Annotated in this window: 10 protein-coding genes and 1 riboswitch; of the genes, 7 read left to right on the top strand and 3 right to left on the bottom strand. The window is 59.3% G+C overall.

Going from position 1 to position 13,148, the window contains the following annotated elements:
• Positions 1–19: 19 nt before the first annotated feature.
• The 3 genes from CLH62_RS10200 to CLH62_RS10190 are packed head-to-tail and all read left to right on the top strand — an operon-like array spanning position 20 to position 3,793.
• Positions 20–1,204 (top strand): acetyl-CoA C-acyltransferase, encoded by a 1,185-nt coding sequence (locus CLH62_RS10200; RefSeq protein WP_099618053.1) that lies wholly within the window; start codon positions 20–22, stop codon positions 1,202–1,204.
• 56 nt (positions 1,205–1,260) lie between these two features.
• A complete protein-coding gene (locus CLH62_RS10195; protein WP_099618052.1) occupies positions 1,261–2,367 on the top strand; it encodes a zinc-binding dehydrogenase in 1,107 nt (368 codons plus the stop codon).
• Positions 2,368–2,377: 10 nt separating this feature from the next.
• A complete protein-coding gene (locus tag CLH62_RS10190; protein WP_099618051.1) occupies positions 2,378–3,793 on the top strand; it encodes an aldehyde dehydrogenase family protein in 1,416 nt (471 codons plus the stop codon).
• A gap of 186 nt (positions 3,794–3,979) precedes the next feature.
• Here the strand turns inward: CLH62_RS10190 and CLH62_RS10185 are convergent, their stop codons facing one another.
• Positions 3,980–4,567 carry a QsdR family transcriptional regulator gene (locus tag CLH62_RS10185; protein ID WP_099618050.1) on the bottom strand — a complete coding sequence of 196 codons (588 nt, stop codon included), beginning with the start codon at positions 4,565–4,567 and terminating at the stop codon, positions 3,980–3,982.
• Positions 4,568–4,727: 160 nt separating this feature from the next.
• Between CLH62_RS10185 and CLH62_RS10180 the strand changes: the two genes are divergently transcribed.
• The 3 genes from CLH62_RS10180 (at position 4,728) to msrB (ending at position 8,180) form a co-directional block, all read left to right on the top strand.
• The gene (locus CLH62_RS10180) at positions 4,728–5,429 is read left to right on the top strand and encodes a response regulator transcription factor (RefSeq protein WP_099618049.1); all 702 of its coding nucleotides are present in this window, start codon (positions 4,728–4,730) and stop codon (positions 5,427–5,429) included.
• Between the two features lie 2 nt (positions 5,430–5,431).
• Positions 5,432–6,916 carry a sensor histidine kinase gene (locus CLH62_RS10175; RefSeq protein WP_099618048.1) on the top strand — a complete coding sequence of 495 codons (1,485 nt, stop codon included), beginning with the start codon at positions 5,432–5,434 and terminating at the stop codon, positions 6,914–6,916.
• A 94-nt stretch (positions 6,917–7,010) separates the two neighbouring features.
• Positions 7,011–8,180: a peptide-methionine (R)-S-oxide reductase MsrB gene (msrB, locus tag CLH62_RS10170; protein ID WP_099618047.1), complete on the top strand. Its 1,170-nt coding sequence runs from the start codon at positions 7,011–7,013 to the stop codon at positions 8,178–8,180.
• Between the two features lie 38 nt (positions 8,181–8,218).
• On the opposite strand, the gene CLH62_RS10165 is transcribed toward msrB, so the two are convergent.
• A complete protein-coding gene (locus CLH62_RS10165) occupies positions 8,219–8,947 on the bottom strand; it encodes a 3'-5' exonuclease (RefSeq protein WP_099618046.1) in 729 nt (242 codons plus the stop codon).
• Entirely contained in the window at positions 8,940–10,814 is a 1,875-nt protein-coding gene (locus CLH62_RS10160) for a DUF294 nucleotidyltransferase-like domain-containing protein (RefSeq protein ID WP_099618045.1), read from the bottom strand. Before CLH62_RS10160 ends, CLH62_RS10165 begins: the two co-directional genes overlap by 8 nt.
• A 120-nt stretch (positions 10,815–10,934) precedes the next feature.
• A riboswitch (cobalamin riboswitch) is annotated at positions 10,935–11,158 on the top strand.
• Positions 11,159–11,295: 137 nt separating this feature from the next.
• Between CLH62_RS10160 and CLH62_RS10155 the strand changes: the two genes are divergently transcribed.
• Positions 11,296–13,137 carry a TonB-dependent receptor plug domain-containing protein gene (locus tag CLH62_RS10155; protein ID WP_099618044.1) on the top strand — a complete coding sequence of 614 codons (1,842 nt, stop codon included), beginning with the start codon at positions 11,296–11,298 and terminating at the stop codon, positions 13,135–13,137.
• Positions 13,138–13,148: the final 11 nt, after the last annotated feature.

Genomic DNA, 13,148 nt, shown 5'->3' with positions numbered 1-13,148 from the left:
AAAAATTGAGGGCATTGTTATGTCTGATGCAGTTATCGTCTCCACCGCCCGCACCGGCCTGGGCAAATCCTACCGGGGCTCCCTGAACAACACCCACAGCGTTGATATCGCAGGCCATGTGATCAAACACGCCGTCCAACGTGCCGGGATTGATCCGGCCATTGTTGAGGACGTCATCCTGGGCGTCGCTTTCCCGGAAGGTGCCCAGGGCAGGAACATCGCCCGTCTGGCGGCGATTCGGGCCGGACTTCCGGTCAGCACTGCGGGGCTGACCATCAACCGCTTCTGCAGTTCTGGCCTGCAGTCCATCGCCATGGCTGCCCAGCGCGTTGTGTCCGAAAAGGTTCCGGCCATGGTGGCCGGTGGTGTTGAGTCCATTTCCCTGGTGCAGAACGATAAGCTCAACAGCTTCCATGCCACCAATGAGTGGCTGATGAAACACAAGCCCGAGCTGTATCTGTCCATGATCGAGACGGCGGATATCGTCGCCCAGCGCTACAAGATCAGCCGGGAGTCCCAGGACGAATACGCCCTGATCTCCCAGCAGCGCACGGCGGCGGCCCAGCAAGCCGGCAAGTTTGATGATGAAATTGTGCCCTTCGACGCCACCATGCTGGTCAAGGACAAGGAAACCGGTGAAGTCAGTGAAAAGCAGGTGACCCTGACTGGTGACGAGTGCAACCGCCCGAACACCACGCTGGAAGGTTTGCAGGGGCTGGATCCGGTCCGGGGCGAAGGCAACTTTGTGACCGCCGGCAACGCCAGCCAGCTGTCCGATGGCGCATCTGTATGTACCGTGATGAACAGCACTTACGCCGAGAAGCACAACATCGAACCCATGGGTATATTCCGTGGTTTCGCGGTGGCCGGTTGTGAGCCGGACGAAATGGGCATCGGCCCGGTCTTTGCCATTCCCAGGCTGCTTGAGCGCGCCGGTCTGAAGATGGACGATATTGATCTGTGGGAGCTTAACGAAGCCTTTGCCTCCCAGGTGGTGTATTGCCGTGATCGCCTGGGTATCCCCATGGAAAAGCTGAACGTGAATGGTGGCTCCATCTCCATCGGCCATCCCTTTGGCGTTACCGGTTCCCGCCAGACAGGGCATGCCCTGATTGAAGGCAAACGTCGCGGTGCCAAATACGTGGTGATCACCATGTGCATCGGCGGCGGCCAGGGCGCCGCCGGCCTGTTTGAAGTAGTATGAATCCGGGGTCAGATGAACGCTTTCATCTGACCCCAACTTCAAAAAAGGGGAGCAATATGGACAGACAAGCCAAAGCCGTGGTCTGCCGGGAATGGGGCCAGCCCGTCCAGGTCGAGACCATCACTGTGGAAGGCCCCAGGCGGGGCGAAATCACCCTCAAGATCGCGGCCTGCGGTGTTTGTCACAGCGATCTGTCCGCCACCACCGGCAAGATACCCTATCCGCCTCCCCTGGTACTCGGCCACGAGGCTGCCGGGGTTGTTGTGGAAGTGGGTGAAGGGGTAACCGACTTCCAGGAAGGTGACCATGTGGTCAGTTCCTTTATCTCGATGTGTGGCAAGTGCCGGCAATGTGTCCGGGGCCGGCCGGTGCTGTGTGAGAATGCCCGCAAGGCCATGTTCAACCTGCCCGATGGCACCGTGCGTACCAAAGATGCCAACGGTGAGCCGCTGAATGTGTTTGGTGCCTGTGGCGTGATGGCCGAGTTTGCCACCATGCACGTGGACAATTGCGTCAAAGTGGACCAAACCGTGCCCATGCAGAACGCAGCTCTGGTTAGCTGCGCTGTGATGACCGGCGTCGGTGCTGTCTTCAATACCGCAAAGCTGGAGCCGGGCTCCCGGGCGGCCGTTTTCGGTATCGGCGGCGTTGGCCTCAACGCCATCCAGGGCTGTGCTACCGCAGGCGCCGAGATGATTGTGGCGGTCGACAACAACCCGGCGAAGCTGGAGATGGCGAAAGAATTTGGCGCCACTCATACCATCAACATCAACGACGTGGACGATGCCGCCAAGGCGGTAAAGAAACTGACTGGAGGCGTGGACTACGCCTTTGAATGCGTCGGCGCCGGCCCGGTCGTGGAACAGGCGTACAAGAGTCTGGGGCGTGGCGGTACTGCCGTGGTGGTGGGCGTGGCGGATCCGAAAGACAAGACTTCACTGACCACCCTGACGTTGCCTGCCGATGAGCGTACCCTGAAAGGCAGTTGGCTGGGCTCTGCCCGCCCCCAGCATGATTTCCCCCGAATCCTGGGGCTTTACAAGGCTGGTAAACTCAAGCTGGATGAACTCGTTACCCGAACCTACCCCATTGAAGAGGCCGCCCAGGCCTTCGATGATATGGTGGCAGGCAAGAACGCCCGGGGCGTAATCGTATTTGAGTAAGGTGAAGAATATGAAAGAACTGAGCAAGAACTACATCAACGGCGAATGGGTCAGCTGGAACGGCGAAATGATCGACGTTCACGAAGCGGGCACCGGTGAGGTCATTGCCAGGGTGCCAGCCTCCGGCCGGGATGAAATGGAGCAGGCCATCGCCGCGGCCGACGCCGCCTTCGACAGCTGGTCCGAGAGTACACTGGAACAGCGCATGAAGGTGCTGGAGCAGCTGCAGGCAGGACTGAAAGAACGGGCACCGGAAATAGCGGAAACCGTCACCCGGGAAGTGGGCATGCCCATCAAGCTGGCCACGCCCATTCAGGCTGGCATGCCGGCCGCCGTGACCAAGACCTATCTGAAGATGCTGCCCGACTTCCCGTTTACCGAACAGTCCGGAAACTCCGAAGTGCAGTACGCACCGGTGGGTGTGGTTGGCTGTATCACCCCCTGGAACTATCCGCTGCACCAGGTCATTTTGAAGATCGTTCCGGCTATCGCGGCCGGGTGCACGGTGGTGCTGAAGCCGTCGGAAATCGCACCGCAAACCGCTTATATCCTTGCGGAGATCCTGGACGGGACCGACCTGCCCAAGGGTGTCTTCAACATGGTGTGTGGCCACGGCCAGACCGTCGGCGATACCCTGATCAAGCACCCGGATGTGCGCATGGTGTCCTTCACCGGCTCCACCCGCACTGGCAACCTGATCGCCCATGCCGCAGCGGACGATTTCAAGCGTATCGCTCTGGAAATGGGTGGCAAATCCGCCTCCGTGATCCTCCCGGATGCCGACCTGGCGGCCGCCGTCAAAGGCACCGTGAACAACTGCCTGCTGAACTCCGGCCAGACCTGCACCGCACTCACTCGCATGCTGGTGCCGGCAGACAAACACGACGAAGCCTGCGAACTGGCTGCCGCTGCGGTCGCGAAAATGACCCCCGGCAACCCGCTGGAAGAAACCACCCGCCTCGGCCCACTGGCCTCCGCGCAGCAGCGTGACAAGGTGATTGATTACATCAAACTGGGCATCGAAGAAGGCGCCACGCTGATTGCCGGCGGTCCGGAAGCGCCGGAAGGCTGTGATAAAGGTTACTTCGTGAAGGCCACGGTGTTCGGCAACGTGAAACCGGACAGCCGCATCGCCCAGGAAGAAATCTTCGGGCCGGTGCTGTGTGTGATTCCCTACAACGATGAAGCCGAAGCCGTGCAGATCGCCAACGGCACCCAATACGGCCTTTCCGGTGCCGTCTGGTCCGCAGATGATGCCAAGGCCAAGAAAGTCGCCGGCAAACTGCGTACCGGCCAGGTGTTCGTTAACGGTGGCGCGTTCAACCCCATGGCGCCGTTCGGCGGCTTCGGCCATTCCGGCATCGGCCGCGAATTCGGCAAGTGGGGGCTGGAGGAGTTTCTGGAAATCCGGTCTTTGCAGTTGTAAGAGCCTGATGAACATGGGGTCAGATGAAGGCGTTCATCTGACCCCGCTTTCACCACAGAGGTATTCGAAAGTCAGATCGGTCACGGGGTGGGGTGTCTTTTCTGGCGGGAAAAAATGTCTGAGCGAAGCGAGTTGTTTTTCCCAGAAGAAAAGACACCCCACCTCGGGGCCAGCCATCAATGCCTGTCAGCCTCGAGCTTTCCCCCCAAGCAGAATCCGCACCGCCGTACAGGCATCCTCCAACTCCGCCTCTCTTGGTTCCCGCCCGGCGATGATGTCGCTATACAGGCAGGACTCTGCCAGGCGAATCATGAAGTAAGATAGGCTGAAAATATTCATCGGCGGCTTGATGTGTCCGGCCGCCACCTGATCCTTCAGCATCCGGGTGTTGGTCTCAACCGTCCGGGTATGCAGGATAGACTGGGACGAGGTGAGGATTTTCAGGGCGTATTCCGGGTCCTGGTTGATGAATCGCCGGAGCGGCTCGAAGTGCAGGATGGTGGAATTGGTGCGTCGGTACACGCCGACGATATAGTCCACGCCCACGCCGGGAGTTTCCGCCATGGCCTGGCGCCAGAGGGGTTCGTACAGGGACCAGAGAATCTCGCCGATCAGCAGATCCTTGTTGCCTACCCAGCGAAACAGGGTGGCGCGGCCAATTCCGAGCTCATCAGCCAGCGGTGCCAGGTGAATGCGTTCACCCTTGAGCCACATGCGACGTGCCCGCTTGAACGCGTCGGCGGGTGTTGCCCTGGTTACGGTCTTGTCTGCCACTGAAACCTCGTGCCGGAATTTGGATTCATTTTAACGACTAAACCCGGAGCCGGCTATGTGCGCGGTTTAGACGGCCTGTGATGGTTTTGTGAACTTTTCCGCCTACACTCTGCTCTGAAAGTAACGAAAGCCACAGGCGAAGGCAGTGAGCTCCCAGACGATGACGCGAACGGTACTGATTATCGAAGACAATCCTGGCATCGGTGAGCTGGTGCGTATGCAGGTGTCGGATCTGGGCATGAATGCCGTTCTTGTAGATCGGGGCGATACCGGTCTGGAGCGGTTTCGTGAGGGTGGTATCGATCTGGTGATTCTGGATCTGATGCTGCCCGGTCTTGATGGCCTGGCGGTGTGCCGGGAGATACGATCCTGCCCGGGTTATGTGCCCGTTCTGATGCTGACGGCGAAGAGCACAGAGCTGGATCGGGTTCTGGGCCTGGAAATGGGGGCGGACGATTACCTGACAAAGCCGTTCAGCGTGGCGGAACTTTCGGCCCGCATCAAAGCCCTTTTCCGCCGGGTGGACGCCCTCTCTCAAAGTTCGCCTTCGAGCAAGGTAGCCGATGAAATCGAGGTAGATGGGCTGCGAATTGATCCGGTTCGCCGGCGGGTATTTGTCGATGATCGCGAGGTGGATCTGACTGCCCGCGAGTTTGACCTGCTCTGGCACTTTGCCTCCCATCGGGGCCGGGTGTTCAGCCGGGCGCAACTGCTGGATGCGGTCTGGGGCTACAACCACGAGGGCTACGAGCATACCGTGAACACGCATATCAACCGTCTGCGCAACAAGATTGAAACCGACCCCGCCGCGCCCCGGTACGTGCAGACCGTCTGGGGCGTTGGTTACCGGTTTATGGATTGACCATGGCTCTGTCGGTATTCCGAACGCTCTATGCCCGGCTGGCCATTGGCCTGTTCCTCCTGCTGTTGGTAGTGGGTGGCCTGTTTACCTTCCTGAGCCTGGCTTCGGTCCGGGAGTATTCTGCGGCGGTGAACCAGCAGCTTAATCGCGATCTGGCCCGTAACCTGGTGTCAGACCGAAACCTGGTTACCGACGGCAAGCTCAATCGGGATGCCCTCAAGCAGCTGTTCGAACTGTACATGACCATCAATCCAAGTATTGAGATTTACCTGCTGGACAGGGAGGGGCGAATCCTTTCCTATTCCGCCGACCCGGACAAGATCAAGCGCAACCGGGTTTCCCTGGAGCCGATCAGGACTCTTCTGGAGAATCCGGACGACTATCCGCTGCCGGGTGACGATCCGCGCAGCCATGACCGACGCAAGGTCTTTTCCGTGACGCCCGTTCCCTCTGTCGAAGATCCCACCGGCTACCTGTATGTGGTGCTCCGGGGTGAGGAATACGATCTGGCCGAAAGCATGGTGCACAGCGACCGGTTGCTGCAATTGGGCGCTGGCGCACTGGCGGTGAGCCTGTTTGTCGGACTGCTGGCCGGCCTGGTGTTTTTCCGCCTGCTGACCCGCCGCTTGTCCCGATTGACTGAGCGGGTGGAGGCCTTTGAGAGCGGCATGCCTCCTGACCGCCCGCCCGCGCTCGACGGTAAAGGCGACGATATTGATTACCTGACTGCCCGGTTCGACCAGATGGCAGGGCGCATAGCGGCGCAACTGGACCAGTTGAAAGACAAGGACGCCCAGCGCCGCCAACTGGTGGCCCAGGTGTCTCACGACCTGCGTACCCCCCTGGCATCGATTCAGGGCTACATTGAGGCGCTGCGCCTGAAACAGGACAGCCTGAGTGGTGATGAGCGCGCCCGGTTTCTCGATGTGGCACTGGCGGAAACTCACCGGCTCGGACGCCTGGTGGAGGAACTGTTTGAGCTGGCGGCACTGGACGCCCGGGAAAAACAGCCCACGCCCGAGCCGTTCGTGGTTGCCGAACTGTTGCACGATGTGGTGCAGAAACACCGGCCCGAAGCCGAACAGGCCGGTGTGTCCCTGGCCATTGTCGAGGTCGCTCCCGTGCGAGTTCTGGCCGACATTGCCATGACCGAACGGGTCCTTGATAACCTGATTGGAAATGCTATCACCCACTCGCCCAGGGCCAGTGAGATAACCCTGAGCGTTGCTGCCAGGGAGGATGGCGCGGAGATTACCGTGGCGGATGCCGGCCCCGGTATTGATGCGGCCGATATGGACCACCTGTTCGAACCCTTCTATCAGGCCCCTGGCTCCTCGCGCATCGGCCACGCCGGGCTCGGCCTGGCCATTGCCCAGCGGATGGTATCCCTGCAGCAGGGCCGGCTCTCGGTCCGCAATGATAACGGGGCTGTCTTCTCGGTCTGGCTTCCGCTGGCGAATCAGATGAACGGTTCCGCTGGCAAATAATCCACGGCGTTATAGATTCGTAACAACTACTGAACGTTTTCGTGAATCCGGGACGGTACGCTGTCAGCATGTAATCACGTAAAGGAGAGTTATCATGAAACGCACGATTACGGGTATGTTGACCGCCCTGGCGCTGGTGTCGGCCGGTGGGCTTTATACGGCTTACGCGACCGCCGATAAGCACGATCGAAAAGACACAGAATTCGCTCCGGATGATCCCGGGCTGGCGGTGGCCACGTTCGCCGGCGGCTGCTTCTGGTGTGTCGAGGCTGGTTACGAAAAGATCCCCGGTGTGGTCGAAGCGGTCTCTGGTTATGCCGGCGGTGATGAGAAAAATCCGACTTACTCTCAGGTTTCCTCTGGCCGCACTGGCCATACCGAAGCGGTCCAGGTGTATTACGACCCTGAGAAGATGACCTACGAAGGGTTGCTGGCCGGCCTGTGGCGGATGATGAACCCGACCGACATCAAGGGTCAGTTCGTGGACCGTGGTCAGCAGTATCGCCCGGCAATCTTCTACCACAACGATGAACAGAAACGCCTGGCGGAAGCGGCCAAGCAGGAGCTTGAGGCATCAGGTATCTACGATAACCCGGTGCTGATTGAAATTGTGCCGTTGGAGAACTTCTATCCAGCGGAGAAGTATCACCAGGATTATTACAGGAAAAATCCGGTTCGCTATAACTTCTACACCTTCAACTCCGGCCGTTATCAGTTTATCGAGAAGGTGTATGGCGAGAACTACGAACTGGACTTTTCCCGGTTCAAACCGGCTGCCATGGAGACTGGCGAGGGGGGGGCGGGTTTTGATCCCCAGAGCTTTGTAAAGCCTGATCAGGAAACCCTGAAACAGCGGCTGACCGACATGCAGTATGAAGTGACTCAGGGAGACGGCACCGAGCCCGCGTTCGATAATCGTTACTGGGACAACAAACGCCCGGGCCTGTACGTGGATATTATCTCGGGTGAGCCCCTGTTTTCCTCCCGGGACAAATACAAATCAGGCACCGGCTGGCCCAGCTTTACCCGCCCCATCACTCCGGATGCGGTGGTTGAGCGGGAAGACAGTGCATTCTTCATGAGCCGGACGGAAATTCGCAGCCGCTACGCGGACTCCCACCTGGGCCATGTGTTCAACGATGGCCCGGCCCCCACGGGACTGCGTTACTGCATGAACTCCGCTGCAATGACATTCATTCCCCTGGAGAAAATGGAGGCAGCCGGTTACGGCGAGTGGATTGGCGATGTCCGGGAACCGGAGTAGGCGTAGGTGGATTAGCGCAGCGTAATCCGACAACCACGCTACAGCCAAAGATCGCCAACCGGGGTTTCCCGGCTGAAGTGGTGCAACACCTGGGCCTGCAGCAGCTCCGCCGTGGCAATGGCATCAATCAGCGCGTTATGGGCTGCGTAATGGGGCAGCCCATAACGCAGCCTGCTGTCCGCTAACCGGATCGACACCGGGCTTTTCCCCAGGAATCGCTGCCAGAGGGTCGGTTGGCGGTTCGGATGCAGGTGGGCCTCAATGGCCATGGTGTCGAGAACCGGAAAGCGAATGCCTTCTCCAAGCCGCCACTTCAGCGCCACATCCAGGAACGAGCGCTCGATATTCCGGTAATGAACCACGGGAACGCGGCCGCTCAGACAGGCAAACAGATCCTCGAGAATCTCTTCCAGATCCGGCGCCTTATCGATGTCGCTGTGGGTGATGCCGTGGATCGTGATGGAGGTCTGATGCAGGGGCAGTTTCGGGCGCACAATCCAGTGCCTGGCCTTGCACAGCTGGATACCGTCCAGCGTAAAGGGTACCAGGCCGATACTGACAATCGAGTTCTGGTTGGCATCGAGGCCTGTGGTCTCGAAGTCGATAGCCACCATCGGAACCTCTGACAGCGGTGTATCCGGTGATGCGCATCCGCTCTCGTAAAAGGCCTTCAGAAGCGGCGACTTGCTCTGGTTGGCCAGGGCCCGATATTGCTCCGGCCATGGCAGGCTGGTGACGGAATCTTCACTCTGTGTATTATCAGACATTCCTGGTCGCCTGGGCGTTGTACCGAAATCTCAGGAATTTCTGGGCATTGCTGACCACCTGGAAGGCATCCTTCAGGTGGCTGCGCTCAAAGGGTGACAGGTCTTCCGGCCGGACATTGTTATCCGGTTCCCGACCCGCCTCGATGGCCAGGGCCTGGTGTCGTATCCGGACAATTGAAATGAATTCCAGGGCGTCCCGAAGATTGCCGAGATCATCGTCCAGCAGCAGCTTGGTATTGCCGATGGCTTTCAACCGCTCAAAGGAATTCTGGGCCCGGGAGCCACAGGCCAGGGCGTGGACCCGGATCAGATCGGACAGCGGAGCGGTGCCCCGGCGTTTGAGGTTGAAGGTTTTTTGCTGTTTGCCGTCCTCTTCCAGCACAAAGGTGCGGAAAAAGCCGATGGGCGGCGTTCGGTTCAGGGCATTGCGGGCCAGCAGCGACAGGAATCGCTGGCTGTTGCTGGCCTTGTCGGCCACCAGGGTTTTCAGCTGCTCGGCAAATTCGGTCTGGCCATAGATGCCGTCCAGATCGAAGAAAATGTTGCTGTTGAGCAGGGCCTGGGCCTTCGGGTTGTCAATCCAGTCGGCGAAGTAGTCCTTCCAAACCCGCAGCGGCTGCCGCCACTTCTGGTTGGTGGCCATGATGTCACCGGTGCAGTAGGTGTATCCGCATTCGGCCAGGCCATCGCTGACAAATTTGGCCAGCGCCAGGAAATACTCATCGTGCTGCTCGGGAACAAAACTGTCGTCCAGGATCATGGCGTTGTCCTGGTCCGTCACCACCAGCTGTTCATCACGGGCCATGGAACCCAGGGCCATGAAACAGTAGGGAACCGGGGGCGGCCCGAGTTTCTCCTCGCCCAGTTCGAGCAGTCGCTGGGTAAAGCTGCGCCCGATACCCGCCATGGCGCTGCCAATCATGTGGGAGTTGGCGTCTTCGTTTACCATCCGCACAAAACTGTCGCGCACATCCCGGCTGATTTTTTTCAGTCCTTTAACATCCTGCTGGTGGTAGATGTTGCTGACCAGGTAAAGGCTGCTCTGGCTCTCGTATTTCACGATGTCGGACAACGCAACCACGCCCCGCACTTCGTCCCGATCCATCACCGGAAGGTGGTGTACATTGTTGTGAAGCATGGTGAGCATGGCTTCGAAAATGAACATGCTGGAGGGAATCGTGATCAGGCCTTCCGACATGATGTCGCTGATTGGCGTTTCCGAGGGCAGGGCTTCGCTGAGCGCGCGGGTACGCAGATCCCGGTCCGTAATAATGCCCTTGAGCAGCGGCTTTTCCCCACCCTCATCCATCAATAGCAGGGCGGAAACGCCATTGTCCGTCATGATCCGGGCGGCTTCCTGGAGTCGGACAGTGCAGGGCGCCGAGATCGGCTCCCGGGATACCAGCCGGATGACCTTGGAGGTCATCAGTTCGTTCGATTTTTCCCGCCGCGATAGGGCTGAACGCAGGCGGCTTCGATCTTCAATCTCGACAAAATCGGCGAAGTCTTCATCGTTTTCCCACAGATACTGGAAGATTTCATCCGGGATCTTGTAGATCAGTGTGTCTTCCAGGGCCTTGGCCGGAAACCGAACCTTCTTGTGCATCAGCAAACCGAACTGGCCGAAAATCCCCCCTTCACTGATCCGGTTGTACAGCTCGCCGGAGCGGCGATAGATCTCCACCGCTCCGCTACGCACGTAATAGAGCCAGATGTTCTGGTCGCCAAACTCCAGGATCTGGGTGCCGGCCTTGAAATACACCACCTCGATGCCGCCCACTACCTTGTCGAGCAACTCCTCGGTCATCTCGTCAAACGGCGGGTGCTGCGCCATGTGATTGCGGATGTCGATGAGTTCGGCCTGCATAAAACTCCCTGTTTTCGCGGGGGAAATTGGTTGTCAGATAGGGAATATAGCAGCGCGAAAGGCCGGCGGCCATGTAGACCTTTGATAGATCTCATTGACCACTTTGGCCGGTGTTGCTAGCCTTGAGCCAGTTTTTCAGGTGTCCGTCGCAAAGCGCGACGGGTGAAACGGGAAATCGGTGAGCCTGGCCATGCCAGTGCAAAACCGATGCTGCCCCCGCAACGGTAAGCAGGATAACGGCAATCTGATGCGCCACTGTGTCGGCATGACATGGGAAGGTGATTGCCCGGGAACCATAGGTTCCGCCTGCCAGCCCGGAGACCGGCCTGGAAAAACACCCGATGTTGCGGTGGGCGACCTGGGTGGGTGATAGTCCGGTTCCGCTTTCCCGCCGCCCGATGACCGCCTGCCCCTTTCTGTCCGTTTCGCAGCAAAAAACCTGATCTCCGTGCGGGCGAGCGCGGATTGCGGAGCGAAAAAAATGTCTTTGAGACCTTCCTTTCCTGCCCTGGTGGCAGCAGCGTCACTGTTAACACTGCCTGCCCTGGCATTGGGCCAGAGTGACAATGACACCGAAGCCCTTGATCCCATCGTCGTCACCGCGACCCTTGGCCCCAAAACTGTGGGTGAAAGCCTGTCGTCGGTGACGGTCATCGAAAAAGACGACATTCGTCGCCAGCAACCGGCCGAATTCCGGGACCTGCTGGACGCCCAGCCGGGCGTCAATGTGGTTTCCGATGGCAGTTACGGCAAGACCACCAGCGTATTCCTGCGCGGCGCCGGCAGTTCCGGTACGATTCTGCTGCTGGACGGTATTCGCCTGCGCTCAGCCACCGCGGGCATCCCGCCCTGGCAGTTTCTGCCGCCTGAGCTGATGGAGCGGGTTGAGCTGGTGCGCGGTGCGAAAAGTTCCCTCTATGGGGCTGATGCGGTGGGTGGTGTTATCCAGGCCTTTACCCTTGAGCCTGAAGCGGGCCGCCAGGGCTGGGTGGATCAGACAGGCGGCTCACACGAGACACTTAAAACCACGGCCGGTGTCGCGGGAAGGGAAGGCGAGTCGGCGTTTCTGGCCGGCGGGATTTATTCTGATACCGAGGGGACCAACCTGCGGACGGGTGGCGAGGACAAAGGGTTTCGCAATGCCGGTGGCTTGGCGAAGGTCAGCCATGAGTTTGATCAGGGCGGTGGTGCTGGTTTAACGGTGTTCCAGTCCGAGGGCAATACCGAATTCGAAGGCGGTGACACAGACTTCCAGATCCGTGCCATGGGGCTTTATCTGGAGGCCGTGGCCAGCGATTACTGGCGTACCCGCATTCAGTTTTCCGAATCCCGGGACGAACAGGAAACGTTCGGTTCCTATCCAAGCGTGTTTAACACCCTGTATCGATCCGCCCGTTGGGAAAATACCCTGACCGCCGGGGTGCATGAGTTCGTCATCGGCTCGGAAGTGATGGTGGACGAGGTCGAGGGCACCAGCCAGTTCACCGAAGACAGCCGCACCAACAGTGCGGTCTTTGGCCAGGCCCGCCTCAATTACGACGCCACCGACCTGATGCTCAGTGCCCGACTGGACGACAACGAAGCCTACGGCAAGGAGGAAACCGGGGGTATTGCCCTGGGCCACCAGTTCGACCGGACCCACCGACTGCGCCTGAGTTACGCCACCTCATTCCGGGCGCCCACCTTCAACGATCTGTACCTGACCGTGCCGTTTTACACCGGTAACCCGAACCTTGAGCCGGAAGAAGGCCAGATGGTGGAAGCCGGGGTGTCGGGACGCTACGATCAATGGTTCTGGGATATCGCCGTATACCAGAACGACGTGGAGGACCTGATTACCTTTGTGTCCGACCCGGTCACCTTCGAGGGTACGGTCGAAAACGTTGAATCCGCACGTATTCGTGGTGTTGAGCTGTCTTCCGGTTTTGAAGCCGGGAGCTGGGATGTGAATGCGGCGCTGACCTGGGCCGACAGCGAGAACCGCGATACCGGCACGCGTCTGCCCCGTCGGGCCGAAAAGAATCTGCGCCTGGATGTCGATCGGCTGTTTGACCAGTGGTCCGTGGGGGCTAGCTTCATCGCCGAAAGCGACCGCTACAACGACGCCGCCAATAAAAGTCTGTTGCCTGGCTATGGCACCGTGGATGTAAGGGCGGCCTGGAACTTTCTTCCGGGCTGGTCGGCCCGCTTCAAGGTGGATAACGTGCTGGACCGTCGCTACGCCACCAGTCTGGGCAACGACAGCGTGACCTTCGAGCCCTTTGACTACCTGGCGGCTGGCCGCACTTACATGGCCTCGGTGCGCTATGATTTTCGCCAGTAGTTCCACTCACT

The sequence above is a fragment of the Marinobacter guineae genome (assembly GCF_002744735.1).
GTDB classification, from domain to species: domain Bacteria; phylum Pseudomonadota; class Gammaproteobacteria; order Pseudomonadales; family Oleiphilaceae; genus Marinobacter; species Marinobacter guineae.
Note: the sequence above shows the minus strand (reverse complement) of the source record. Positions and strands in the feature narration are given on the sequence as shown.

Bases quoted from the DNA above. Each gene is read 5' to 3' on its own strand.
- CLH62_RS10190 (WP_099618051.1), top strand. From the start codon at position 2,378: ATGAAAGAACTGAGCAAGAACTACATCAACGGCGAATGGGTCAGCTGG.
- msrB (WP_099618047.1), top strand. From the start codon at position 7,011: ATGAAACGCACGATTACGGGTATGTTGACCGCCCTGGCGCTGGTGTCG.
- CLH62_RS10200 (WP_099618053.1), top strand. From the start codon at position 20: ATGTCTGATGCAGTTATCGTCTCCACCGCCCGCACCGGCCTGGGCAAA.
- CLH62_RS10165 (WP_099618046.1), bottom strand. From the start codon at position 8,947: ATGTCTGATAATACACAGAGTGAAGATTCCGTCACCAGCCTGCCATGG.
- CLH62_RS10180 (WP_099618049.1), top strand. From the start codon at position 4,728: ATGACGCGAACGGTACTGATTATCGAAGACAATCCTGGCATCGGTGAG.
- CLH62_RS10160 (WP_099618045.1), bottom strand. From the start codon at position 10,814: ATGCAGGCCGAACTCATCGACATCCGCAATCACATGGCGCAGCACCCG.
- CLH62_RS10195 (WP_099618052.1), top strand. From the start codon at position 1,261: ATGGACAGACAAGCCAAAGCCGTGGTCTGCCGGGAATGGGGCCAGCCC.
- CLH62_RS10175 (WP_099618048.1), top strand. From the start codon at position 5,432: ATGGCTCTGTCGGTATTCCGAACGCTCTATGCCCGGCTGGCCATTGGC.
- CLH62_RS10155 (WP_099618044.1), top strand. From the start codon at position 11,296: ATGTCTTTGAGACCTTCCTTTCCTGCCCTGGTGGCAGCAGCGTCACTG.